At 39.5% G+C, this 24,278-nt stretch carries 23 protein-coding genes and 1 other annotated feature (1 of these 24 cut by a window edge); of the genes, 14 read left to right on the top strand and 9 right to left on the bottom strand.

The genetic code is table 11. The annotated features are described in order from the left end of the window. Nucleotides 1–21: a binding site (T-box leader), on the top strand; it begins 231 nt to the left of the window's first position. A gap of 96 nt (nt 22–117) precedes the next feature. The 7 genes from trpS to ACQKKO_RS02735 all read left to right on the top strand — a co-directional run bounded on the left by trpS (nt 118) and on the right by ACQKKO_RS02735 (nt 6,815). Then, nucleotides 118–1,104 (top strand): tryptophan--tRNA ligase, encoded by a 987-nt coding sequence (trpS, locus tag ACQKKO_RS02765; protein WP_498644094.1) that lies wholly within the window; start codon nt 118–120, stop codon nt 1,102–1,104. Between the two features lie 185 nt (nt 1,105–1,289). Continuing rightward, a complete protein-coding gene (locus ACQKKO_RS02760) occupies nt 1,290–2,588 on the top strand; it encodes an ABC transporter substrate-binding protein (protein ID WP_498644092.1) in 1,299 nt (432 codons plus the stop codon). Beyond that, on the top strand, nt 2,581–3,495 hold the full coding sequence (locus tag ACQKKO_RS02755; RefSeq protein ID WP_498644090.1) for a carbohydrate ABC transporter permease: 915 nt from the start codon (nt 2,581–2,583) through the stop codon (nt 3,493–3,495). Before ACQKKO_RS02760 ends, ACQKKO_RS02755 begins: the two co-directional genes overlap by 8 nt. Next, complete coding sequence (locus ACQKKO_RS02750; protein WP_498644088.1) at nt 3,495–4,313, top strand: carbohydrate ABC transporter permease; 819 nt, start codon at nt 3,495–3,497, stop codon at nt 4,311–4,313. Before ACQKKO_RS02755 ends, ACQKKO_RS02750 begins: the two co-directional genes overlap by 1 nt. Before the next feature lie 216 nt (nt 4,314–4,529). After that, nucleotides 4,530–5,507, top strand: coding sequence for an ATP-binding cassette domain-containing protein (locus ACQKKO_RS02745; RefSeq protein ID WP_498644086.1), 978 nt, complete (start codon nt 4,530–4,532; stop codon nt 5,505–5,507). Beyond that, the gene (locus ACQKKO_RS02740) at nt 5,504–6,328 is read left to right on the top strand and encodes an ABC transporter permease (RefSeq protein ID WP_498644084.1); all 825 of its coding nucleotides are present in this window, start codon (nt 5,504–5,506) and stop codon (nt 6,326–6,328) included. Before ACQKKO_RS02745 ends, ACQKKO_RS02740 begins: the two co-directional genes overlap by 4 nt. A gap of 115 nt (nt 6,329–6,443) precedes the next feature. Further along, nucleotides 6,444–6,815, top strand: a complete 372-nt coding sequence (locus ACQKKO_RS02735; RefSeq protein WP_498644082.1) for a Replication termination protein — start codon at nt 6,444–6,446, stop codon at nt 6,813–6,815. 169 nt (nt 6,816–6,984) lie between these two features. Here ACQKKO_RS02735 and katG read toward each other — a convergent pair whose 3' ends face one another. After that, entirely contained in the window at nt 6,985–9,216 is a 2,232-nt protein-coding gene (gene katG, locus ACQKKO_RS02730; protein WP_498644080.1) for a catalase/peroxidase HPI, read from the bottom strand. A 218-nt stretch (nt 9,217–9,434) separates the two neighbouring features. On the opposite strand from katG, the gene ACQKKO_RS02725 reads away from it, so the two are divergent. Genes ACQKKO_RS02725 through ACQKKO_RS02715 form a run of 3 tightly spaced genes read left to right on the top strand, consistent with a single transcriptional unit; the run spans nt 9,435 to nt 10,323 of the window. After that, nucleotides 9,435–9,608 (top strand): hypothetical protein, encoded by a 174-nt coding sequence (locus ACQKKO_RS02725; protein WP_498644079.1) that lies wholly within the window; start codon nt 9,435–9,437, stop codon nt 9,606–9,608. 29 nt (nt 9,609–9,637) lie between these two features. Then, nucleotides 9,638–10,036: a hypothetical protein gene (locus ACQKKO_RS02720; protein WP_498644077.1), complete on the top strand. Its 399-nt coding sequence runs from the start codon at nt 9,638–9,640 to the stop codon at nt 10,034–10,036. Nucleotides 10,037–10,053: 17 nt separating this feature from the next. Continuing rightward, the gene (locus ACQKKO_RS02715; RefSeq protein ID WP_498644075.1) at nt 10,054–10,323 is read left to right on the top strand and encodes a hypothetical protein; all 270 of its coding nucleotides are present in this window, start codon (nt 10,054–10,056) and stop codon (nt 10,321–10,323) included. Between the two features lie 232 nt (nt 10,324–10,555). Here the strand turns inward: ACQKKO_RS02715 and ACQKKO_RS02710 are convergent, their stop codons facing one another. After that, nucleotides 10,556–10,813, bottom strand: a complete 258-nt coding sequence (locus ACQKKO_RS02710; protein ID WP_498644073.1) for a hypothetical protein — start codon at nt 10,811–10,813, stop codon at nt 10,556–10,558. Nucleotides 10,814–11,057: 244 nt separating this feature from the next. Here ACQKKO_RS02710 and ACQKKO_RS02705 point away from each other — a divergent pair, with 244 nt between their 5' ends. Continuing rightward, the gene (locus ACQKKO_RS02705; protein WP_498644071.1) at nt 11,058–11,273 is read left to right on the top strand and encodes a hypothetical protein; all 216 of its coding nucleotides are present in this window, start codon (nt 11,058–11,060) and stop codon (nt 11,271–11,273) included. A gap of 428 nt (nt 11,274–11,701) precedes the next feature. On the opposite strand, the gene ACQKKO_RS02700 is transcribed toward ACQKKO_RS02705, so the two are convergent. After that, nucleotides 11,702–12,568: a DUF6612 family protein gene (locus tag ACQKKO_RS02700; protein ID WP_498644069.1), complete on the bottom strand. Its 867-nt coding sequence runs from the start codon at nt 12,566–12,568 to the stop codon at nt 11,702–11,704. 450 nt (nt 12,569–13,018) lie between these two features. On the opposite strand from ACQKKO_RS02700, the gene motA reads away from it, so the two are divergent. The 3 genes from motA (at nt 13,019) to ytvI (ending at nt 15,895) form a co-directional block, all read left to right on the top strand. After that, entirely contained in the window at nt 13,019–13,813 is a 795-nt protein-coding gene (gene motA / locus ACQKKO_RS02695; RefSeq protein WP_203086915.1) for a flagellar motor stator protein MotA, read from the top strand. After that, nucleotides 13,803–14,621 carry a flagellar motor protein MotB gene (locus ACQKKO_RS02690; protein WP_498644067.1) on the top strand — a complete coding sequence of 273 codons (819 nt, stop codon included), beginning with the start codon at nt 13,803–13,805 and terminating at the stop codon, nt 14,619–14,621. Before motA ends, ACQKKO_RS02690 begins: the two co-directional genes overlap by 11 nt. A gap of 149 nt (nt 14,622–14,770) precedes the next feature. Beyond that, nucleotides 14,771–15,895, top strand: a complete 1,125-nt coding sequence (ytvI, locus tag ACQKKO_RS02685; protein WP_498644065.1) for a sporulation integral membrane protein YtvI — start codon at nt 14,771–14,773, stop codon at nt 15,893–15,895. A 40-nt stretch (nt 15,896–15,935) separates the two neighbouring features. Here the strand turns inward: ytvI and ACQKKO_RS02680 are convergent, their stop codons facing one another. The 6 genes from ACQKKO_RS02680 to ACQKKO_RS02655 all read right to left on the bottom strand — a co-directional run bounded on the left by ACQKKO_RS02680 (nt 15,936) and on the right by ACQKKO_RS02655 (nt 24,186). Further along, complete coding sequence (locus tag ACQKKO_RS02680; protein WP_498644063.1) at nt 15,936–16,421, bottom strand: TraR/DksA family transcriptional regulator; 486 nt, start codon at nt 16,419–16,421, stop codon at nt 15,936–15,938. Nucleotides 16,422–16,511: 90 nt separating this feature from the next. Next, on the bottom strand, nt 16,512–18,953 hold the full coding sequence (gene parC, locus ACQKKO_RS02675) for a DNA topoisomerase IV subunit A (RefSeq protein ID WP_498644062.1): 2,442 nt from the start codon (nt 18,951–18,953) through the stop codon (nt 16,512–16,514). Further along, complete coding sequence (parE, locus tag ACQKKO_RS02670) at nt 18,946–20,922, bottom strand: DNA topoisomerase IV subunit B (RefSeq protein ID WP_498644060.1); 1,977 nt, start codon at nt 20,920–20,922, stop codon at nt 18,946–18,948. Before parE ends, parC begins: the two co-directional genes overlap by 8 nt. A 218-nt stretch (nt 20,923–21,140) precedes the next feature. Beyond that, the gene (locus tag ACQKKO_RS02665) at nt 21,141–21,554 is read right to left on the bottom strand and encodes a CoA-binding protein (RefSeq protein ID WP_498644058.1); all 414 of its coding nucleotides are present in this window, start codon (nt 21,552–21,554) and stop codon (nt 21,141–21,143) included. Nucleotides 21,555–21,616: 62 nt separating this feature from the next. Continuing rightward, nucleotides 21,617–23,155 (bottom strand): ABC transporter permease/substrate-binding protein, encoded by a 1,539-nt coding sequence (locus ACQKKO_RS02660; protein WP_498644056.1) that lies wholly within the window; start codon nt 23,153–23,155, stop codon nt 21,617–21,619. Next, nucleotides 23,152–24,186, bottom strand: coding sequence for an ABC transporter ATP-binding protein (locus ACQKKO_RS02655; protein WP_498644053.1), 1,035 nt, complete (start codon nt 24,184–24,186; stop codon nt 23,152–23,154). Before ACQKKO_RS02655 ends, ACQKKO_RS02660 begins: the two co-directional genes overlap by 4 nt. Nucleotides 24,187–24,278 lie beyond the last annotated feature (92 nt).

Raw genomic sequence — 24,278 nt, 5'->3', positions numbered from 1 at the left:
CACGGAAACCTCGTCCTTTTATGGACGGGGTTTTTTGTATTTTTAAAGGAGGTGATGCGATTGGATGATGGTTGGTGGACCCTATATCGAAAAAAATATAAACTAGGAGGCAATATGATGAAAGAACGTTTATTAACTGGGGACCGTGTAACAGGCAAGCTTCATCTGGGGCATTATGTAGGAAGTTTAAAAAATCGTGTAGAGCTTCAAGGATCCTATGATTCCTTTTTTATGCTCGCTGATGTTCAAGCATTAACGACTCATTTTAAACAACCGGACACTCTAAAAAAACACGTGGAGCAAGTCACACTCGATTACTTATCAGTAGGCATTGATCCGGAGCAGTCTACGATCTTTATACAATCACTTATCCCGGAAATTGCGGAACTAACATCCTATTTCTCAATGTTTGTAACCGTTAATTCTTTGAAACATAACCCAACAATAAAAGCTGAAGCAAGTGAAAAGGGGTATAGCGATTTATATTATGGTTTTTTAGGATATCCTATTAGCCAAACGGCAGATATTGCATTTTCTAAGGCAACCGTCGTACCAGTAGGTGAGGATCAACTTCCTCATATGGAACAGACACGAAAAATCTTAAGGCGTTTTAATCAGCTTTATGCGCCAGTATTTACTGAACCTAAAGCGATCATAAGTGATTGTGCAAGGCTAATTGGGCTCGATGGAGATAGTAAGATGAGCAAGAGTAAAGGAAACACGATTAATTTGGATTCAACAAAGCAAGAAATTATGGATCAAATTAAGAAAGCAAAAACAGATCCTGCGCGGATCCGAAAATCAGACCCCGGACATCCGGACATTTGTCCAATCTATACCTATCATACTGTGTTTCGACAAGAAGGCTCAGAACAAATTTATGAAGGATGCCAAAAAGGTCAGCTTGGTTGTGTTGAGTGTAAAGCAGCGATTTCAGCAAGTATTCAAACATTGCTTGAACCGATGCGAGAACGAAGAGACGTGTACGCTCAAAAGCCTACTTATATAAAAGAGATTGTACAGGCAGGAACGGAGCGAACTCAATTGATCGCTAAAGAGACGATGAATGAAGTACGAGAAGCGATGATGTTAAATTATTTTTGATTGAATGTAAAAGCGATTTTCCGTTGATGGAATCGCTTTTTCTCAATTAAATTGAACGTTCATTTTTCTAAAATATGAACCATAAAAAGGGTTGTTAATTGACGGATGAATTTCCATATGCTAATAATGGAAGCGTTATCAAAAGTGTATTTACATTCGTTTCACGATCATAAGGGAGGGAGATTATGCGTCTTAAATGGCCTTTAAGTGCAGCGGTAGTCTTAGTTCTAACTGCAGGTTGTAGCGACAACGAAAATACAAATGAAACTGAAGGAGCAACTGGAGAATTAACCGTTTGGGCTTGGAATTTAGAAGCAGATTATTTAATTGATTTAGTTCCAGAATTTGAAGAATTGTATCCTGATATTCAAGTGAACATCTTGAAGTTAAGTGGAGACCAAGTGTATCAACGTTTAACCACCGGTTTAGCAGCAGGTGTGGAAAGTCAGCTACCTGACCTTGTTCAGGTAGAAAATCAACGGATTGATTTGTACATGGACAACTTCCAAGAGAGCTTCGTTAATTTATCTGATATGGGCTTTGACGAGCACCGAGATAAGTTTGTTGAAGGAAAAATCTCACCTCTTATTAATGACGAAGGTGGCGTTATGGCATTCCCGCGAGATACTGGACCCATGGCAGTCTTTTACCGGGCGGATTTATTTGAGGAAGCTGGAATCGATGCCAATGATATCGTCACATGGGATGATTACATTGAAGCAGGTGAACAAATGTTAGAACGGACTGGTACGTTGATGACAGGGATTCAACTCACTGGGGATACACAGTTCTATCGTGCCATGCTTCAACAACAAGATTTGTTTTATTTTGATTTAGATGGGCGGATTACAGCCAATACATATGCAGCCCTACAAGCAATGGAGAAGTTAAAAGAAATGGATGACGCAGGCTTATTTCTATACGCTTCGAATGGCGAAGAGGTGAATGCAGCCATTAAGAATGATGCAGTAGCGTCTGTAATCAGCGGTTCTTGGCAAAAAGGGATTATAGAAGACCAGATGCCAGAGCAAGAGGGTTTATGGCGTGTGATGAAGCTACCTGCTTTTGAAGAGGGAGGCTTAACTGCTGCAAATGACGGGGGATCCAACCTTGCTATCACGTCCGTCTCTACAAACAAGGAAGCTGCTTACCTTTTTGGTGAGTTCGCATCGGTTAATGTAGACAACCAAGTTCACGGAGCCTTATCATACGGAGCTTACCCCGCATTAATAGAAGCGATTGAACGACCAGAATTCGAAGAGGGAGACGATTTCTTTGGAGGTCAGGAAGTGTTTACTCTCTTTGGTGAAGAAGCAGTAGATCTTCCTGTTGTTAACTTTACAGACGATTACTTACGGGCACAAAACACATTTAATGATGCGATTGGACGAGTCATCTTACAGGATGTCCCCATAGACGAAGCGCTTGAAACAGCGGCAAATCGATTGGAAGCGGCAACCGGACGGGAGGTAAGCGATGAGTAATACCGTCACTCCAAAAACCAAAGCACCTCGAACGTCCAAACCAAAGAAAACCAGAAATAAAGTAGGCTTGGCACCTTATGTGTTTGTAGCACCAGCGATTATACTCTTTTTGCTTTTTACTGGTTATCCTATTGTGTATTCTCTTATTCTAAGTTTCACCACAAACGTAGAAGGAGTTAACACATTTGCTGGATTTGAAAACTACATTCGTTTGTTTCAGGATAGCTTGTTTTATGAGTCGTTGTTAAATACCTTTATCATTCTAATTTTTCAAGTTCCAATCATGATCATGCTGGCAGTTATATTAGCCAATGTTCTTCATAGTGGAATCCACCGCTTCAAAGGTGTTTTACGAGTTGCATTTTTCACCCCAACTGTAACATCACTAGTAGCGGCAGCTGTGATCTTTCTATTAATCTTGAATCAAGACTTTGGGATTTTGAATTTCATCCTTCAATCGATTGGGATCGACCGCATTCCTTGGTTAAATGATCCGTTCTGGGCAAAGGTTTCGCTCATTATCGTCACGATTTGGAGATGGACAGGCTATAACATGATTATCATTCTTGCAGGACTTCAAGTCATTCCAAAAGACCTGTATGAAGCTGCAAGTATTGATGGAGCGACACCACTCAGGAAGTTCTTCTCTATTACACTTCCTCAGCTAAAACCTGTTCTTCTCTTTGCTTTCGTCATGTCAACAATTGGTACATTCCAATTGTTTGATGAAGCGTTTAATTTAACAGATGGTGGACCAATCAACGCAACCACAACAGTTACAATGTATTTGTACGAGAATGGTTTTGAGTACTTTGACTTTGGTTACGCTTCATCTATTGCCTATGTGGTTGTACTCATCATAGCAATTCTATCCTTTATCCAATTTAAACTGGCAGGTGATGATTAATGCGAGTTCTTAAGTTAATGGCTAAGTACCTTGTGATTGCAATTGGCTTATTCATCACACTTGGGCCATTTTATTGGATGGTTGTTGGGGCAACCAATTCATCAGGCTCCTTGTTATCTGTGCCACCTAACCTAATCCCTGGTGATCAACTTGCTACGAACTTTCGTAACCTGATTGATAACGTTGATATCTTTCAAGCATTATGGAATTCAACAATTATTACAGTTACATTTACTGTAGTTGCTGGCTTGTTTAGTGCAGCGGCAGGTTATGCCTTCGCGAAATACGAATTTAAGGGTCGAAAAACACTGTTTGCTATGCTGCTTGTGTCTATGATGATTCCGTATCAGGCATTAATCATTCCGCAGTTTGAATTGTTTGCAAACATTGGCATCTTAAACTCATACAGCGCGATTATTTTGCCGCAGCTTGCCTATCCATTTGCTATTTTTCTAATGAGGCAAAGCATGAAGTCCATTCCAGATTCATTACTAGAATCAGCACGAATTGATGGGTGTGGGGAATATCGGATCTTCTTTCAGATTTCATTGCCCATGATGTTACCTGCCATTGGAGCTGTATCAATCTTCCTTTTTACTCATCAGTGGAATAATTTCTTATGGCCACTCGTTGCAATCGTAACAGAGGATATGTACACCTTACCGATTGTTTTATCAATCCTTGCTGGTCAAGATAATCTTGACTACGGGCAATTGATGCTCGCAGCTGCCATCTCGGTTCTCCCGATTTTCATTATGTTTTTATTCCTGCAGCGATACTTTATTGCCGGAATTGCCAGTGGTGCAGTAAAAGAATAGAGTATTTTCGAACCATCCTAAGCACAGCATCATGGCGCTAGGGTGGTTTTTTTGATAGGAGTAGAAGAATACTCTTTTTATAATCACTTTTAAAAAGACTCTAAATAATTTATGTTCTTTATACGAAATACCAACAATATGAATAAAGTTGTGGTTTACTAAGAATAATGGCCTATAGTTGGTTATTTAAAGTACTCATAAGGGTGGTGCAAAGTATTGATTCAAGAAGGAAATTCAGAACTAGCCATTGAAGCAAAGGGTCTAGTCAAGGTATTTGCTGATCACCGTGCAGTAGATGGTGTTGATCTATCCATAAAAAAAGGAACGGTTTATGGCTTTTTGGGCCCAAACGGTGCAGGTAAAACAACAACCATTCGTATGTTGTCAACATTGTTACCTTTAGACGGTGGCAGAGCAAACATTTTCGGTTACGATTTAGCTACAGAATCAGCAGAGGTGCGTAGTCGAATTAGCTTAACTGGTCAATATGCTTCAATCGATGAAGATTTAACAGGGATTGAAAACTTAGTTCTAATTGCACGTTTAATGGGATTTTCTCGCAGACAAGCAAAGGAACGTGCGATGGAGTTGTTACATGCTTTTAGTTTAGAAGATGCAGCTAAAAGACAGGTGAAAAAGTATTCAGGAGGTATGCGAAGACGTATCGATATCGCGGCAAGTATCGTGGTGACACCAGAACTTCTTTTTCTTGATGAACCAACAACAGGACTTGATCCAAGGAGTCGCAATCAAGTATGGGATATTGTTCGTGCGTTGGTTAAAGCCGGCACAACGGTTCTATTGACGACTCAATACTTAGAAGAAGCCGATCAACTTGCAGATCGAATTGCAGTCATCAATCAAGGAAAGATCATTGCAGAAGGAACGAGTGATGAGCTAAAAGCATCTGTTGGGTCAGGAACCTTCCAAGTACGTTTAGCCGACAGTGAAGAAAGCACAAGGGCGGTAACCTTGTTAGAAACCATCGTTGAAGGACCGATACATATCGGATCAGATTCTACCTCACTTTCTTGTCAGGTTACTCACTCATCCATTGTGATGAAGGCTCTTAATACACTTGATGAAGCAGGCATATCACTAGTTGATTTCTCGCTAGGTCAACCAAGTCTGGATGAGGTTTTTCTTACATTAACAGGTCAAATTACTCCCTCAGAAGTGGGTGATGTGAAATGAGCCACAAAATCGAGGCAGATCAAAAACTCCAAGATACCATTGCATCAAGTGTTAGACCGCCACGTCCTAGTCCGCTATCATCATCATTAACCTTTTCATCAAGAGCATTACTGCGAATTAAACATATACCAGAACAATTGTTCGATGTTACGATGTTCCCGATTATTTTTCTATTAATGTTCACATACTTGTTCGGGGGAGCCATTGCCGGCTCAACAGGTGAGTACTTACAATTTTTGTTGCCAGGTATTTTAGTCATGACTGTTGCGCAAATCACGATGTACACAGGTCTAGACTTGAACAATGATATTCGAAAAGGTGTGTTTGATCGCTTTAGAACATTACCAATCTGGTTACCGTCTGCTTTAGTTGGTGCTTTGCTTGTAGATGCCGTACGATATTTAATGGCTTCAACAATCATGATCCTTTTAGGATTGTTGCTAGGCTTCAGACCAGAGGGAGGATTCATGGGTGTTCTAGCAGCCTTAGGTCTTATACTTATTTTTTGCTTCAGCCTTTCATGGATCTGGACGACTCTTGGCATCATTATGCGTTCAGATAAATCTCTAATGATGGTAAGTATGATGGTGCTATTTCCATTAACTTTTGTAAGTAATGTGTTTGTAGATCCACAAACTCTTCCTAAATTACTTCAAGGGTTCGTAGATGTGAATCCTATCTCACTCTTAGTGACTGCCGTAAGAGGATGCATGTACGGTTCAGTGACGGCGTCAGAAGTTGGTTGGGTGTTATTAGCTTCAGCGATTCTTTTCGTCATCTTCGCACCACTAACCATGTATTTATATAAGAACAAAAAATAGCATAGTAGGGGCCTTCTTGACGAATTATCGTGCAAGAAGGCTTTTTTTAGAAAAAATCGTATCTCTTTATTCGTCACTATTATACAATTAGTATAATAAGGGGAGGGGACTTAGAATGAATCGTAAAAGAGTATCAACTGGCTTTTTAATTAAGCAACGATTATTCTTAAAAGCGTATCTAATATCATTTATTGAAGATGGCAGACCATATGGTACCCAAATGCTAGAGGAATTAAAAAAACAATTTAAACCTTATGGATTTTCCCCAAATCATGCAGAGTTATATCGAGCTCTCTATGAATTAATAGAGGAAGGTGTATTACGCTCTACTAAACGAAAATTGCGCGCGGACTCTTTCCAAGAAGTAAATGTTTATTACTTTCGAGATGGCGATAAAGCTCATAGAATCAAACAAGAAGCATTCGATGAAATGGTTAGGTCCCATGCTATTTTAGAAAAGGCTTTGAATGATTTTAACGTAGATTAAACATTTTTAAATATATTAAGTGAAGGAAATAATATCCCTAGTATATATTTATAAATATGTACAGAACGTTCGTTCGCAATTCCGAAAATGAGCACTTTAGCGATTGCAATGAAACCAAATAGCAAAAAAGACACAGCTTGAGCACTGTGTCTTTTTTGCTATTTAATATTTAAGCAAGCTGCGTCTTCTTCGACATAAGATCAAATCGATCCGCATTCATCACTTTCACCCATGCAGAAAGAAAGTCCTGAACAAACTTACCTTTGTTATCATCCTGGGCGTATACTTCTGAAATAGCACGTAATACAGAATTTGAACCAAATACAAGATCAACTCGTGATGCGGTGCGAATAACTTGCTTCGTATCCAAACTATACCCTTCAAAAGTTTCTTTATCTAATGGCTTCCATGCCACGTTATTATCTAGAAGGTGAACAAAGAAGTCATTGGAGAGCACGCCAACCTGATTTGTGAATACACCTTTGTCAGAATCACCATGATTTGCTCCTAGCACTCGTAAACCTCCAACAAGAACGGTCATTTCAGGCGCAGATAACCCAAGAAGCTGGGCTTTATCAACCAAAAGCTCTTCTGCAGTAACACTGTATTGGTTCTTCTGGTAGTTACGGAACCCATCCGCAAAAGGCTCTAACACATCAAAGCTATCAGCATCAGTTTGTTCCTCTGAGGCATCGCCGCGGCCTGGGGAAAAAGGTACTTCTACGTTAAAGCCGGCATCCTGTGCAGCTTTTTCGATTGCAGCTGTACCGCCCAATACAATTAGATCTGCCATACTAATTTCTATTTCGGCATCCGCTTTAATTTTCTCAAATACCTCAATTACCTTTTGAAGCTGTTCAGGTTCATTTACTTCCCAGTTCTTTTGCGGTTCAAGACGAATACGCGCCCCATTTGCACCACCACGGTTATCTGACCTGCGGAAGGTAGCAGCAGATGCCCATGCAGTTGAAACAAGCTCGCTAACGGACAAGCCTGATTGTAAAATAGTCTCTTTAAGCGAAGAGATGTCATCTTTAGTTAATGTATATTCCACTGTGGGCACAGGGTCTTGCCAGATTAATTCTTCCTTTGGAACCTCTGGACCTAAATAACGAGAGCGTGGACCCATATCACGGTGTAGTAGCTTAAACCAGGCACGGGCAAAGACATCTGCAAACTCTTCAGGATTTTGATGGAAGTGCCGTGCAATTTTTTCATATGCTGTATCCATACGTAACGCCATATCTGCAGTCGTCATAATGGTTTTAACTCGGATAGATGAGTCTTCTGCATCTGGCGCAAGATGTCTCTCATCTTGGTCAACCGCTACCCATTGATACGCTCCAGCTGGACTTTTTGTTAACTCCCATTCATAACCGAATAACAAGTCAAAGAATCCATTGTCCCACTGTGTAGGATTGGCTGTCCACGCACCTTCAATCCCACTCGTAATCGTATCGCGTCCTTTGCCACTACCGTGAGAGCTTATCCACCCTAATCCTTGTGCTTCAAGTGGAGCAGCTTCCGGTTCGGGTCCTACTTGTTTGGCATCTCCGGCGCCATGCGCCTTGCCGAACGTATGTCCGCCTGCGATAAGAGCCACCGTTTCTTCATCATTCATTCCCATACGAGCAAACGTTTCACGTATATCGCGACCACTACCAACTGGATCCGGCTTTCCATTTGGACCTTCGGGATTCACATAGATTAACCCCATCTGAACTGCGGCAAGGGGGTCCTCAAGCTGTCGATCACCTGTGTAACGGTTGTCACCAAGCATTTCTGTTTCATTTCCCCAATAGACATCTTCTTCTGGCTGCCAAATATCTTCACGTCCGCCACCGAAACCAAATGTTTTTCCACCCATTGATTCAATTGCTACATTTCCAGTCAATAGAAGAAGGTCAGCCCATGAGATCTTATTTCCGTACTTTTGTTTAATTGGCCATAGGAGGCGACGTGCCTTATCAACGTTTGCATTATCTGCCCAGCTGTTTAGAGGAGCGAAGCGCTGGTTTCCTGTATTTCCACCACCGCGACCATCTCCTGTGCGATATGTACCTGCAGCATGCCAGGCCATACGAATGAAGAGGGGACCGTAATGACCATAATCTGCTGGCCAGAAGTCTTGACTATCTGTCATCAGAGCTTCGAGGTCTTTTTTTAAAGCGGCGTAATCTAATGCTTCAAATTCAGCTGTGTAGTCCAATTCATTTCCGAATGGGTTAGACTTACGATCGTGCTGATGGAGGATGTTCAAATTTAATTGATTTGGCCACCAATCCTTATTTGTTGTACCACTAGACTGAGCACTCGTTGTACTACCATGTAAAAAAGGACATTTCCCACCAGACTCGTCCGCTCCATGATTTGCGCGTGAAATAATGTTATTACGGCTCATGCAAATTCCCCATTTCTTTGTATGATTTTGTAGAAATAACACGAAAACGACTATCAGATAATAATCGTTATTATCTAATTAATATATTAAAAAGTTTAAGAGATGAAAAGGAAAAGATGCTTAAGATTGCAAACTCTCAGAAATTGCAGATTTAATCTTGTATTTATTGGGAAAGACAATACATAAGACTAGAATAGAGCTTGGAGGTGAGGAAAGTGATGATTAGCAATAAACTATTTCCAAACGAAAGAATCTTAGAGGTACACGAGCTGAGTCCCGGCTACGAAGACCATGCTAGTGACGTCTGGTTAGTTAAAACGATGAAGGACGAGTGGATCGTTCGCTCATCTAGTATGCAGGTTCTCCCACTAGAAACTTCCACGTTCCGTTAAGTCGTTTTCACTCACACATCTCAGAAACAATGAGTCAATTTGTATCTACTTTCTATAATGATATGAGTGATTTTAAAGTAATACTCCACAAGGCTCAAGAACAGCTTCAGCATGTTTCTCATCCAGAATCCTCTACATTTGTACTAATAGACATGGATCCAACTCAATTTTTAAGTGACGGTAACATCATTACAGGTTTGGTCGACACAGAAGCCTATGTGGTTGCTCCAAGAGAACTCGATTTTATCGGGCTTGAGTATCTATTAGATGAACAATCGGCAGCAGCCTTTAAAGAAGGATATCAAACTGTATTAGCGCTTCCGCAGCTGGATCAAGTGAGAATGCCATATCGATTTTTATATCGGTTGTTATCGGTCCAAGGGAATGTAGAGCTTAAGGCTTGGATGAATGAGAAGATATTGTTTTAACCAAATTGTGAGGGAAGGTGAGAATGGTGGGAGTTGAAAATAATCATGCGAATGACTTGCTGTCAATCATTACATTATCTATAGGTATTGTGTCGGGTGTACTCGTTTTATTAACTGGAGGGTTGGCAGGTATAATTGGAGTTTTAGGTGTAATCCTAGCTAACGTAGCAAAAAGAGAAGATCGGTTTAACAATAAATATATTAAAGTTGGGGAGATTATTAGTTGGATTACAACAGGACTTTTTATCTTGTCAATTTTTTATATTATCATTCAAGTTGTTTTTTAACAAAGAGACTTGTAATAAAGTCTTTTGTTAAAAAATACATAATAGAAAAGAGTACAGCAGAAATAAGCAGCATGTAGATCATTCATTTTCGGGATTCTCCATGGAGAGGATTTCTCTTACTTTTTCATTGTTCTCGTATCTTGCTCGTTCTTTTCTACCCATTTTAACTCCTTTAAAAAAAACACCTGACTCAGAAAAAATTGCTGAGTCAGGTGTTTTTTTATTAATTAATTTATAAGAAAATGAAATAACCAAGAAGGATTAACATTATAGAGCCTCCAATAAGGTTAACTAGACCTTCGGCTTTATCGTTTTTAATAAGATAGAAAATACCAACTGTTACAAACATAAGTGCCATTATTGTTAAAGAGGTTTGAAGAATAATGTCACGTGATAAGTCAGCGAAATTAGCTATAATTAGAAAAATAACAAATATAACGATAAATAGTATTCTAATGATAGTCTCACTTTTCTGAAAAAATGAGTTCATAAAATTCGCCTCCAAACTAAGTTCATTATACAATACCCCTTTAATACATTTTAGATTATTTACATAAATTAATATGATTCTATTTTTTTGAGGTTAATTATATTTTAAGTAATATTTAAGAATTGAAGGGAGTGTTGATATTAAAAAAGAAAATGAATGTCAAAAATTATTGCTAGCGCTATCATCCTGTTAGGTGAAACAACTTTATACCCGTTAAGAGCTACCCATAACAAACCCTAGAATATTGCTGGAACTTCCTAAAGATAGTGGTACTTGGGTCGGTACTAGCAGTAAATCTACAGTAACAAGAGACCTAAATTATTATGGTGTTGTAACTATATTAGCAGGGGCTGTTCTTGGACTAGGATGGACACTTGCAGGAATAGCTGGAGGGATTGATGCACTATCAGTAGACACTACTTATTACAATCAATATCAATATATATCCATTGATGAGTGATGAGCAATAAGGAATACAAACAGCTTATGTTACTTACTATTACTCTGAAAGCACGAGAACTCCCCAATGTTAATTAGGTTACACTGTTACTTATAATACTATAACAAGGGAAGTCCCGTGGCTCCAGTGTAACCAATTATAAAAATGAGGAGAAACATTGATTATCTATGTTTCTCCTCATTTTTAATACATAAGTTAATCGAGAAGGAAAGTAGACGTATTAAAGAGTTCATCAGTTTAATAATTTTCTAGGTTTACATAATATATATTATCGGAACCAAAAGAAAATAACCTATTTATATCTCACAAACTAAGTATTCTTGTTGTTTTGAGATGAAAGAAAAAAATTAGATATATGGTTATACAATTCAAATAAAAATCGCCATTAAGATTTATGCTTCTTAAGGCGATTTTTTGATCGTTTACGATTATTCAATGTTCCCAAGTTCCATTCTGTATTCTTCGGCGCCTTCCATAATATCCTCAGGAATGCCATCTAATTCGGTTTCATTAAAGTCACGAACAGTTAAATGTGTTTCTAACTCCATGTCAACTTGTTCTCCATTATGCTTCATAGCAAGCTGAATGTTAATATCCATCTCGTTAATCATATTCGATTCTTTATCGATGCTTACACTAAAGTGTAAATCTCTTATTTCCATGTGATTCACTAAATCAGACGATTGTTTTTCATTTATAAGACTACTTAGTTCTAAGGAGTGGATCACTGCAGATCTTACCTCCATCCCTTCTCCTTTGAACCATAGCCTATATTCGTCTGCAGATTCCTCCATGTTCATCTCTTGATTATATTCTTCTACAATCATGAGATATTGTTGTAGTTCTGCTTTAGGATCATGGTGTATATTAAGATCTTCACGCAGCTCAATTGGCACGTTCATCCATACTTCTGAATGTTGATTATAAATATATGCTAAGTCATTTGTTAGATAATGCGCGATTTGAGTCTGTTGATCATCTAAAGTTGATTCCGATGATTGCGTTGTGTCAATTTGTTGATACAGCACAAATGGTGAATCATTGTATTGGGCTAAACGGTTCTGTACAATTCGATCTTCTTTATGATCGCCTTTTTTAATAGCTTGAATATGAGCTGAGTCTATACTTACACTTTTTAACCCATTTAAGTCTTCCTTTATTTGCTGAATTTTATCTTCTATTGAAAATTGATTTGTCTCTTTCACTTCTTCTGTAGGATAATCCTTGTTCACACAAGACAACAGAATACACATGCACAGTAACAAGATACATGTAGATATCGCTTCTTTAATCATTAACCTGTACTCCCTTTATTTAAATGAATTAAAGATGCACTCTAATTTCACATTAATACACAGTGTACCATATTCATAAACAATAAAACGTCTAAATCGTAAAGTACTCCTTTTTCGCTTCTATATACCTAGATGTTTAGTCTGTTTAGAATTGTTAAGGAAAGTTTTTTAGAGATAACCAAAGATTTACACTCTAAATCTCTACATAAGTATATAGACCTAATAAAATGACAAACTAAAACTCCTTTTGACGTTTACCAACATCTACTTATGAGCGATATCGGCAGCTTTCTCTGTTTGTTTACACGCCATTCTTCCTTATTTTCACGCAAAAAATGGTAAAATTATAAGTCGAAGCAAGCATTTTATGAGAATGTTAAACCATTCTTACTTACTAGGACTTAAGTATAGTATACTGAATGAAATCATTTATTTTTAAGGAGAATCATAATGGATAAAACGTCATATATCGGAATTGCCTTAGGAGTCGCTGCCGTACTCTTTGGAATGGTTGCAAAAGGAACCAGTTTGGCCGTTCTCGTGAACCCTGCTGCTATTCTGATCATCTTTGCCGGAACAGCCGCTGCAATTATGATCGCCTTCCCTTTCGCTGAGGTGAAGCGCGTTCCTAGTTTATTTAAAGTGTTATTTACTGAAAAGAAGCAAGTGTCCCAGGAAGAACTAGTTAAGCAATTTGTAGAATATGCAACGATTTCACGTCGTGAAGGTATGCTTGCATTAGAGTCAAAGGTTGATGAGATTGATGACCCGTTCTTTAAACAAGCTGTTCGAATGATGATTGATGGTCAAGAGCCAGAGTTTATTCGTCACACATTAAATGAACGAATTGATGCAATGCAAGACCGCCACGCATCGGGTGCCTCTATCTTTACTCAAGCTGGAACATATTCACCTAGCTTAGGAGTGTTAGGTGCTGTGCTTGGATTAATTGCTGCACTTGGAAACCTTGATGATACAGAAGCATTAGGTCATTCCATTGCTGCTGCGTTTGTTGCAACACTGTTTGGTATCTTTTTAGGGTACGTTCTCTTCCATCCCTTTGCAAATAAACTAAAACGCAAATCAAGAGCTGAAGTACTACATAACCATATGATTGTTGAAGGTACAATTGCCATCTTAAACGGTAGTTCTCCTCGAGCCATTGAAGAATATTTAAGTGTATATATGGGGGAAAAAGAACAGCTTTCCTACATAGAAGGAGCTGAGCAGGAAAATGTCAGCTAGACGTAAAAAACACGACGAAGAGCATGTAGATGAGAGTTGGCTTTTACCTTATGCCGACATGCTTACTTTACTACTCGCCCTTTTTATCATTTTGTTTGCAATGGGCCAAGTGGATAATACACGCTACGAATCATTAAAGTCTGCATTAAACGATGCTTTGGGTGGAACAAGCATTCTAGAGAACTCTGATTCATTAGAGGGCGAAGGAACCTCTCCTCCTGAAGATGCTGCAGAGGTGACTGACTTAGATGAAATAAATGATGCTGAAAATGATCAACAAACCGATCAGGACGGTACAAATCAAGAAGGTCCATCTGAAGATTTATGGGAGCTACAACGTGAGTTGAATCGCTACATTGAAGAACAAGGATTAAGTGATCGCCTTACAACGGAAATAGGTATGGACGGCCTCCTCATTACAATAAATGATAATATCTTGTTTGATTCTGGTAGTGATAGCCTCAAAGATGAAGGTCGAGATATGGTTTTTGAGATTTCTGATATGCTAGCAACAGATCCGCCACGGTATATTCAAATTTCAGGTCACACTGATGATAATCCAATTAGTACACCACAATTTCAGTCAAACTGGTCATTAAGTATTGCTCGTGCTGAGAATGTATTAGGTTTTTTCCTAATGAATGATCGCTTAAACCCAAATCAGTTTATTGTAGCGGGTCACGGCGAATACAAGCCTATTGTTTCAAATGATACCGATGAAGGTCGTCAACAAAACCGGCGTGTAGAAATTTTAATTCTTCCATTTAACGTAGAGAGAGAACGACTAGAAACAGAATTTGCAGAATAAGGTGTCTGAAACACTCTTTTTAGAGTGTTTCTTTTTCAATTTGATTCATGTTTGACAGGACATTTTAAGGGAATTAATATATAAGGAAATACTTGGCTCATACAATTAAAACCGGTACTTCTCGCATAACATCAGAAAGGATACATTCTATGACCAAAGCTCAAGCCTACATGGTACTACGAGCCATTTTATTTACGCTCGCACTCATCTTAGCAAGCTGGCTTTTTATTAAATTATTTAAAGTCACTTATCCTTTTTGGTTTGCTGCTTTCTTTGCATGGACCATGCAGCCCTTTATTAGGCTACTCATGAAAAAGGTAAAACTAAAGTCAGGCTTTGCTAGCATTATTAGTTTGTTATCCGGTGTGGTCATCATTTCGTCATTACTAGCCGGGATTGTTTTTCTTATTTACATTAGTTTAAGACGATTTTTCGACCAGGTCCCAATGTGGATTGAAACAGGCTCCATTAAGTTTCAAAGCTTCTTTAATGAAACGATTCTCCCCTTCTGGCAGCAAGGACTCGGATTATTTAACAGTCTTGATGGCACGCAACAGGAGGCTTTAAAGCAAAGTATTTCTCAATTGGGAGGTCAATTAGGCTCTCTTATCGGGCAAACAGGCCAATCCTTACTTGACTGGACGTATCAAATTATTTTAGGGCTTCCCGCTTTTCTTGTTGCTTTCTTATTTGGTGTTATTAGTATTTACTTTATGGGTAAAAGCTGGCATAGCTATCAAGCTGCCTTTAGAAAGGTCATTCCCCTTAGAGTGCGAAGTAAGTTTCAGGAGTTTGTTCAAGGTGTGCGTATTCGTTTGTTTGGATTTATTCGGGCTCAAGTCATCTTAATGTTTATCACTGCCATCATCGTGTATATCGGTCTTCTCATTATTCGTGTGGATGGTGCGTTTACATTAGCGATTATTGTTGGGCTTGCAGAACTACTGCCTTATCTAGGCACAGGCACAATTTTGCTACCATGGGCGATTTACTTATTGATCAGTGGCGATTTTTCTCTAGCATTCGGTATTTTGATTTTATATGGAATTATCGTGATTATTCGTCAGATGATTGAACCAAAGGTATTATCAAGTAGTTTAAATTTAAATCCAGTAGCTGTTTTAATTTCGATGTTTGCTGGTCTTCAACTTTTAGGAGCTGCAGGTATTATTGTTGGCCCGTTAGTATTAGTGTTAATTATGATTTTCCATGACATTGGCTTAACGACCTCTATTGGGCAGTTTATCCGAGATGGCTGGAAGCAAGAAGAATAAGCAAAAAGCATTTCTCAACTAGAGAAATGCTTTTTAATATTTAACGATATGCGTCTTGCTCTTTATCAAGTTTCTTTGTTGTTAAGGTATCTTCACGTAATGTATCTTGATCAGCCACATTGTCCATAGCCTCAGCAAATTGTTGATCAGCCATTTGGTCTGAACCTTCTTGATCTACTTTTTGTTGCGCTTCTATGGTTCTCTTTGTAAAGGGTACAATTTCTAAGCGCTCGTACGGTATTTCCTCTCCCGTATCCACGCATATACCGTATGTCCCTTCCTCCATTCGCTCTAACGCATCTTCTACTTCCTGTAGCTTCTCTTGATCCGCACGCTGGAATGTTTGTTCTTTCATGCGATCCTCATATTCGGCTGCTTGATCAGCCATATGGTTGTCCACTCCACTAGAAAGCTCACCTGTTGTTTCTGTATAGTCCTCCTTGAAGCCTTCATCCCCTTCAAGATTCTTTTTAAGTGTTAGCAAATCCTCTTTTAAGGATTGAATTTGTTTGTCTGTTAATGGCATATGTAGCGCCTCCTTTATACTATCTATTCCCCTCTCAAATGGTTATAAACCTTTGTCTCATATCAAAAAAAAGGAGTAAGCCTAATGGGCCTACTCCTTTTCATCGACCCTATTCGGAAGACGTTTCATTTCCGTTAGTGATCCTTCCTTTTGCGTATCAACAGCATAAGAGCCATTACTATATCGATCACTAGGTCGATATGATTTTGCCTGGATGGTTGTTTCCGTTCCTTTTTCAGTACGCAGTAAAAACTCGTCTGTCGGTGCTAAAATCCGCATACAGCCTACTAAACGATGCGAGTTGCTTTTTAATTCGCGTAACATGACTAGCCCACGTTTAGCTCTTGAGCTTTTTTCCATTTCAGTAATCGCCATTTTCTTTACTGAACCCCGTTGTGTCGCAAGTATAAATTCCACCTTTTCGTCTAATGAGAAGGTTTCTGCACCAACTACGGTATCGTCTTCTTTTAAATTAATGGCTTTCACACCAGCTGCACGTTGACCAACCAATGAGACTTCCTCTTCCCCAAACCACAGTCCATATCCTTGATTTGTTGCTAGGAATATTTCGCTGGTTCCCTTTGTCCTCATAACAGAGATAAGCTGATCGCCGTCTTTTACTTTTAATGCAACTAACGCTTTTGAGTGTCTTGATGCTTGGTAAAGGGATAACTGAGAGCGTTTGACCATACCATCCTTTGTGACAAATAGCAGGGAATCTTCTTCTGTAAATTCCCTCACACCCATTGCGCATAAAAATTCATCGTCTCGATCAAGCGTTACTAGATTTGCTACATGCTGTCCATTGTCCTTCCAGCGGATATCTGGCAGTTGATGGACAGGTATAAAGAGATAGTTACCTTGTTTGGTAAATAGGAGCAAGGTATCCGTCGTATTTAACTCCTTATTAAAGAGTACGCGGTCTCCTTCCTTCATACCAGGTGGCTCTTTACTAGATGCTGTGAAGGATCGTAAGCTTGTCCGCTTCAAATATCCAGAATCCGTGACGGTGACTCGTACGTCTTCTGATGCAATAAGGACATCCATGTTAATCTTTAATTCTTCAATTTGGGCAGTAATTTGAGTTCGTCTATCTTCCCCAAACTCTTTTTGCACACGTTTTAAATTCTTTTTGATTACTTGAATCGTCTTCTTCTCACTTGATAAAATTGCTTCTAACTCTTCAATACGTTTCTTTAGCTCTTCAGCTTCATTTTGAAGAGTTGTCACATCCGTATTCGTTAAACGATAAAGTTGTAGGTTAACGATGGCTTCTGCTTGTTCTTCAGTAAAAGAGAAGGAATCAATTAAGTTATTCTTTGCATCCCGTTTATCTTGCGAGGCACGAATGACCTTGATGACTTCATCAAGAATTGAAACAGCTTTTATTAAACCCTCTACAATATGCTCCCGCGCTTTCGCTTTTCTGAGTTCATATTCAGAGCGACGTTTAACAACGGATTTTTGATGATCTATGTACGCTTGAATTAATGCTTGAAGTCCCATTAATTGTGGGGCCTTATGATAAATCGCAACCATATTAAAGTGGAACGTTGTTTGTAGATCCGTATTCTTAAATAGATAGTGAAGAATCGCATTTGGATCTGCATCTTTCTTTAATTCAACGACAATTCGCAGTCCTGTTCGGTCCGTATCATCTCGAACCTCTGTAATGCCATCTACTTTTTTATCAAAACGGATTTCATCCATTTTTTTGACTAGATTGGCTTTCACCACTTCAAATGGAATTTCAGTAATAACAATTTGCTGGCGACCACCACGTAAATCCTCTAATTCAGTTTTGGCACGAACAACGACTTTGCCTTTACCTGTTTTATAAGCTTGTCTTATGCCATCAAGACCTTGAGCAATCCCCCCTGTAGGAAAGTCAGGACCTGTTACCACTTGAAGAAGATCATCAAGCGTCGTATCTGGCTTTTCCATCTGCATAATCACACCATCAATAATTTCACGTAGGTTATGCGGGGGTATATCTGTTGCATACCCAGCAGAAATGCCTGTAGAACCATTAACTAATAAGTTCGGGAACCCAGCCGGAAGAACAACTGGCTCCTGTTCGGTATCATCAAAGTTATCTATAAACTCAACAGTGTCTTTATCTAAATCACGGAGTAGTTCAGAGCTAATAGCAGATAGTCTGGCTTCTGTATAACGCATGGCTGCTGGTGGATCTGCATCAATTGAACCATTATTTCCATGCATATCAACGAGTAATTGACGCACCTTCCATGTTTGGCTCATTCGTAGCATGGCTTCATAAACAGATGAGTCCCCATGGGGGTGATAATTACCAATGACATTACCGACTGTTTTTGCTGATTTACGATATGCCTTTTCCGCTGTATTCCCTTCTTTGTACATCGCGTACAGAATTCGGCGTTGAACAGGCTTTAATCCATCCCTTGCATCTGGTAATGCACGTTCCTGAATAATGTATTTACTATAGCGTCCAAATCGATCACCGATGACTTCTTCTAACGGAAGATCAAGATAACGTTCACTTTTAGACATTTTGCTCGCCCTCCGTTACACCTAAGTTCTCATTTTCCAAGATATTTGTTTCTTCCTCTAAACCGAACGCCACGTGAGATTCAATCCACTTACGACGTGGCTCAACTTTATCACCCATTAGTGTAGTCACACGCTTTTCAGCTCTTGCAGCATCATCGAGCGTTACGCGTATAAGCGTTCTTGTCTCAGGATCCATTGTTGTTTCCCATAGTTGAACAGGATTCATCTCTCCTAAACCTTTGTAACGCTGTAAGGCATAACCTTTACCAACTTTTTTCGTTGCTTTATCAAGCTCTCGCTCATCCCACGCATATTCAACCACTTCTTTTTTTCCGGCACCTCTACTGACCTTATATAAAGGCGGTAGCGCAATGTAAATCTTTCCAGCATCAAATAATTCTTTCATGTAGCGATAAAAGAATGTTAGTAGAAGCACTTGAATGTGTGCGCCATCTGTATCGGCATCTGTCATAATTACTACTTTGTCATAGTTCACGTCTTCAATAGTGAAGTCTGCGCCAACACCCGCACCTATCGTATGAATGATTGTTCGAATTTCTTCGTTTTTCATAATATCATCTAGCTTTGCTTTTTCCGTGTTGATGACCTTTCCACGGAGCGGAAGAACGGCCTGGAATTTACGGTCGCGTCCTTGTTTTGCTGAACCACCAGCTGAATCACCCTCAACAAGATATAGTTCATTTCGCTTTGGATTACGTGATTGTGCAGGTGTTAACTTCCCACTTAATAAGACATCGCGTTTTTTACGTTTGCCATTACGTGAATCCTCACGCGCTTTTCTGGCTGCTTCACGGGCTTGAGACGCTTTAATGGCTTTTCGAATCAAACTTGTCCCAATATCCGGATTCTCTTCAAAGAAATACGCAAGCTTCTCAGACACCACACTATCTAACACGGAGCGTGCTTCTGGTGTTCCAAGCTTACTTTTGGTTTGACCTTCAAATTGCAGCTTTGCTTCAGGAACACGCACGGAAATAATGGCTGTAAACCCTTCACGGATATCTGCACCTTCTAAGTTCTTATCCTTTTCTTTAAGAAGCTTTAGTTTTCTTGCATGTTCGTTAAAGCTTCGAGTCATAGCTGACTTAGCACCGAGCTCATGTGTTCCGCCGTCTCTCGTACGCACATGGTTTACAAAGCTTAACACATTCTCTGTATAGGCATCATGGAACTGAAAGGACATCTCCATTTCAATTCCGTTTTGCTCACCGCTAAATGAAATGACTGGATGTAGTGATTCTTTTCCTTCATTCAAATACTTAACAAAGGCTTCAATTCCCGTTTCAAAGAAAAAGATTTCTTGAAGAGTTTCAGATCCGCGCTCATCTTCAAGTTCAATCGTAAGTCCTTTTAGTAAAAACGCCGCCTCACGTAAACGCTCTGAAAGAGTCTCCGTATTAAATGTGGTTGTTGAGAAAATGGTCGGATCAGGTTTAAAACGAACAACCGTTCCCGACTTTCGTGTATTCCCTTTTTTCTCAAGTGTTGTTGCTGGTTTCCCACCATCTTTAAATTGTTGCTGATACAGTTCGCCATCACGTCGAATATCAACAATCAACCATTCAGAAAGCGCATTAACAACAGAGGCACCTACACCATGTAAGCCTCCACTTGTTGCATACCCGCCTTGACCAAATTTACCTCCTGCATGAAGAACGGTTAAAATTACCTCAGGCGTTGGTTTACCCATCTTATGCATTCCAACAGGCATTCCACGCCCATTATCGAGAACCGAGACACTTCCGTCTGAATGAAGAGTTACTTTTATGTAATCACCGAATCCCGCCATTGCTTCGTCAACAGCGTTATCTAAAATTTCATAGATCAAATGGTGTAAGCCACGTGCATCCGTACTTCCGATATACATCCCCGGTCGTTTACGTACGGCTTCTAATCCTTCTAATACTTGTATCGCATCATCATTATATTCTATTTGAGATTTTGCCAAAGTTTGAACCCCTTTCAACGTGCTGCTACTATTGTAGCACAAAAACCGAACATACGTTTCTTGCTATAGTTATAAGTTCATTCTAAAGGTTATTTCAGTTATATCAAGGTTCTTTTCTATTTTTATTATTTTAATTCTTCCACATACTAGGGTGTATTGCATCAAAATAAAAGAGGTTTAGTGAGGGAGGATACCTTATTGGCACCCTCCCCGATCCGTTATTTAAACTTTGCGTGTTCTACTTTAATACAACGATCCATTACCGTTGCGATGTTATGTTCTCTTAAATAGTCATAGGCTTCTTGGTTCACCACACCAAGCTGTGACCAGAAGACATTCGCTCCAACTTCAACCGTTTCTTTTGCAATGTCAGGGAGAAACTCGCTTCTCCTAAAAACATTCACAATATCGATGTCGCCGTCTATTTCATGGAGTGTGGAAACGGCTTTTACACCTAATGCTTCATCAATCGTAGGATTCACTGGAATGATCTCATAGCCTGCTTTTTGCATCGCCTCTGAAACCATGTAAGAGGTTCTCTCGGGATTGTCTGAAAGTCCTACAACAGCAATTCGCTTACTTGTGTGAAGAATATTAGTAATCGCTTGATTCGATGGGTTTTCAATAGACATTGTATCATTCCTTTCGTATCACGTGTACAACCATCATACCCTAAAAAGTACATTTGCACTCATTAGTTCTCTAATAGACCGATTTCAACAAGATAGTCCATTGCTACATCACTTGGGTTCTCGTCTTCAATATCGACTAGATAATTTAATTCCTGAATATCTTGTTCTGAAATTTTTCCAGCAAGCTGATTAAGAATGTTTTCGATCTCAGGATACTTATCTAACGTTTCCTCACGAATCAATGGTGCACCTTGGTACGGAGGGAACAAGTTTTGGTCATCCTCTAACACAAGTAGATCGTTCTCCACAATTTGTGGATCAGTAGAAAAGACATCGGTCCCTTCAATGTCTCCACTTTCAATCGCACGAAATCCTGCTGAAACATCTAAAGAAGTTACGTCACTAAGCTCAAATCCATACCGTTCAGGGAATCCTGCATAACCGTCCTGACGATCGATGAATTCGAAAGAGAATCCGAATGCCCAGTCATCTTTTACTGTATTTAGATCTGAGATTGTTTCGATTCCTTGTTCGTAAGCTTTGTCTCTAGGAACAGCAATCGCATACGTGTTGTTATATAACATTGGCTCCAGGAAACGGAATTGATATTCATCATAAATTCCTTCTTTTGCTTGTTGATACGCTTCGTCAGGATCATAGCTAAAGTCATCTAATGCGAGTAGTTCTCCTACAATCGTACCAGAGAATTCAGGATAGACGTCAATATCACCAACTCGTAAGGCATTAAAAACGAAATCAGTCGCACCTAAGTTTCCTTGAACTTGTACTGTAAGATCAGTCTGCTCTTCAATCAAATGCTTATACATATTTCCAACAATCTCAGGCTCGGCTCCCATCTTCCCACCAACAACAAGATCCGGTCCGATAGCACCTCTTCCAGCAATCATTGGGACAAAGATAATAGCAAGTGATAATCCGATAACTGCAACAACTGGTTTATACGAATGTCGTTTGCTCAGCTTTTCTGTAAAACGTAAGATACCATCAAATAATAAAGCTAACAAAGCCGCTGGAATCGCACCGAGTAAAATGTACTCATTATTTGATCGCTGAATGCCGGTCATAATTAAATCTCCCAGACCACCAGCTCCAATTAATGCAGCAAGCGTTGCTGTCCCAACAATCAGAACCATTGATGTACGAATCCCGGCCATGACTGTAGGTAAGGCGATAGGCAGTTCTACCTTTGTCAGACTGCGAAACGAGTTCATTCCCATCCCTCTTGCGGCCTCACGAATAGCGGGGTTTACTTCTTTAATCCCTGTATACGTATTCCGAAGAATCGGTAGGAGGGCATAAGCAGTTAAGGCAATAATAGCGGGAGTCGTGCCAATTCCCACAAATAAAATCATAAAACCGAGCAATGCAAGACTTGGTATCGTTTGTAGGACAGCAGCAATACCAATGATTCCTTCTGCAATACTGTCTTTTCTAGATAAGACGATCCCCACAGGGACAGCAATGATTACCGCTATTAGTAATGAAATGATTGATAGTTGCAAGTGCTCCCATAAAGCTGTCCAAAGCATATCCTGCCTTTGTATAAAAAGATTATAAAAATCACTAAAAAAACTGCTCATTTCGTCCCGCTCCCTTCTGCAGCCAAGCGGGCCAAGTCCTCATAAGAGATGGTTCCTACAATGCGGTTGTCTCGTTCAACGGGTAAAGCAGGAAGATGGCTTTCTTGCAGTGCAGCATACACATCTTTAACAGAAGCATTATAAGCCACAACCCTTACATTCGGTTGATTCATTTTTCTATAGGTAGTTTCTGCTAATGCACCATCTCCATTTAAGATAAACGCAAGCTCTGCTTCGGTTGTATCATTTGGTAGCAAATACGGACTAGCTGTATCAATAATCGCTTCAATGGACTCCACTTTGTTGCGTCCTCGATGTCCGATAAATTGTTGTACAAATTCATTTTTCGGATTTGTAACCAATTCCTCAGGTGTTCCAATTTGAACTGCGGCTCCGTCTTGCATCACACAAATCTTTTCACCCAGTGCCAACGCTTCGTCCATGTCATGAGTGACAAAGACAATCGTTTTTCGAATGTCCTTTTGAAGGTTCTTGATATCTTGTTGCAGCTGTTCACGACTTATTGGATCAAGTGCACTAAAAGGCTCATCCATTAAAATAATATTAGGGTTTCCCGCCAACGCACGTGCCACTCCTATGCGTTGCTGCTGGCCTCCGGATAGTTCATCTGGCATTCTGTTTCGAAATTGCTCAGGATCAAGTCCCACCATCTGTAACAATTCATCAACTCGTGTTTCAATCTCTTGTTTGGTCCATTTCATCATTTCTGGAACAACGGCAATGTTTTCAGCAATCGTCATGTTTGGAAACAATGCAATTTGTTGAAGGACGTAGCCAATATTCCAACGTAACTTATGTATGTTGACATCTTGTACACGTTCCTCATCAATCTTAATGGTTCCTTCCGTTGGATCAATCAATCGGTTAATCATTTTCATGGTGGTTGTTTTTCCACATCCACTCGGACCAATTAATACAAAAAACTCACCACTGTTGATGGTTAACGATAGGTGATCTACACCTTTTGTCCCATCAGCAAATGTTTTCGTTACCCCTTCAAACGTTATCAATCCTGCACAACCTCTCTATATTAACTATCTTTAAATAAGTTCACCTCATCTATACCCTAAACCGATCAATTTAAGTCCTAGTCATCTGAATT

The organism is Alkalihalobacillus sp. NPDC127517 (assembly GCF_050276055.1).
Classification (GTDB): Bacteria; Bacillota; Bacilli; order Bacillales; family Bacillaceae_D; genus Alkalicoccobacillus.
This window is presented reverse-complemented; position numbering and strand designations above follow the sequence as displayed.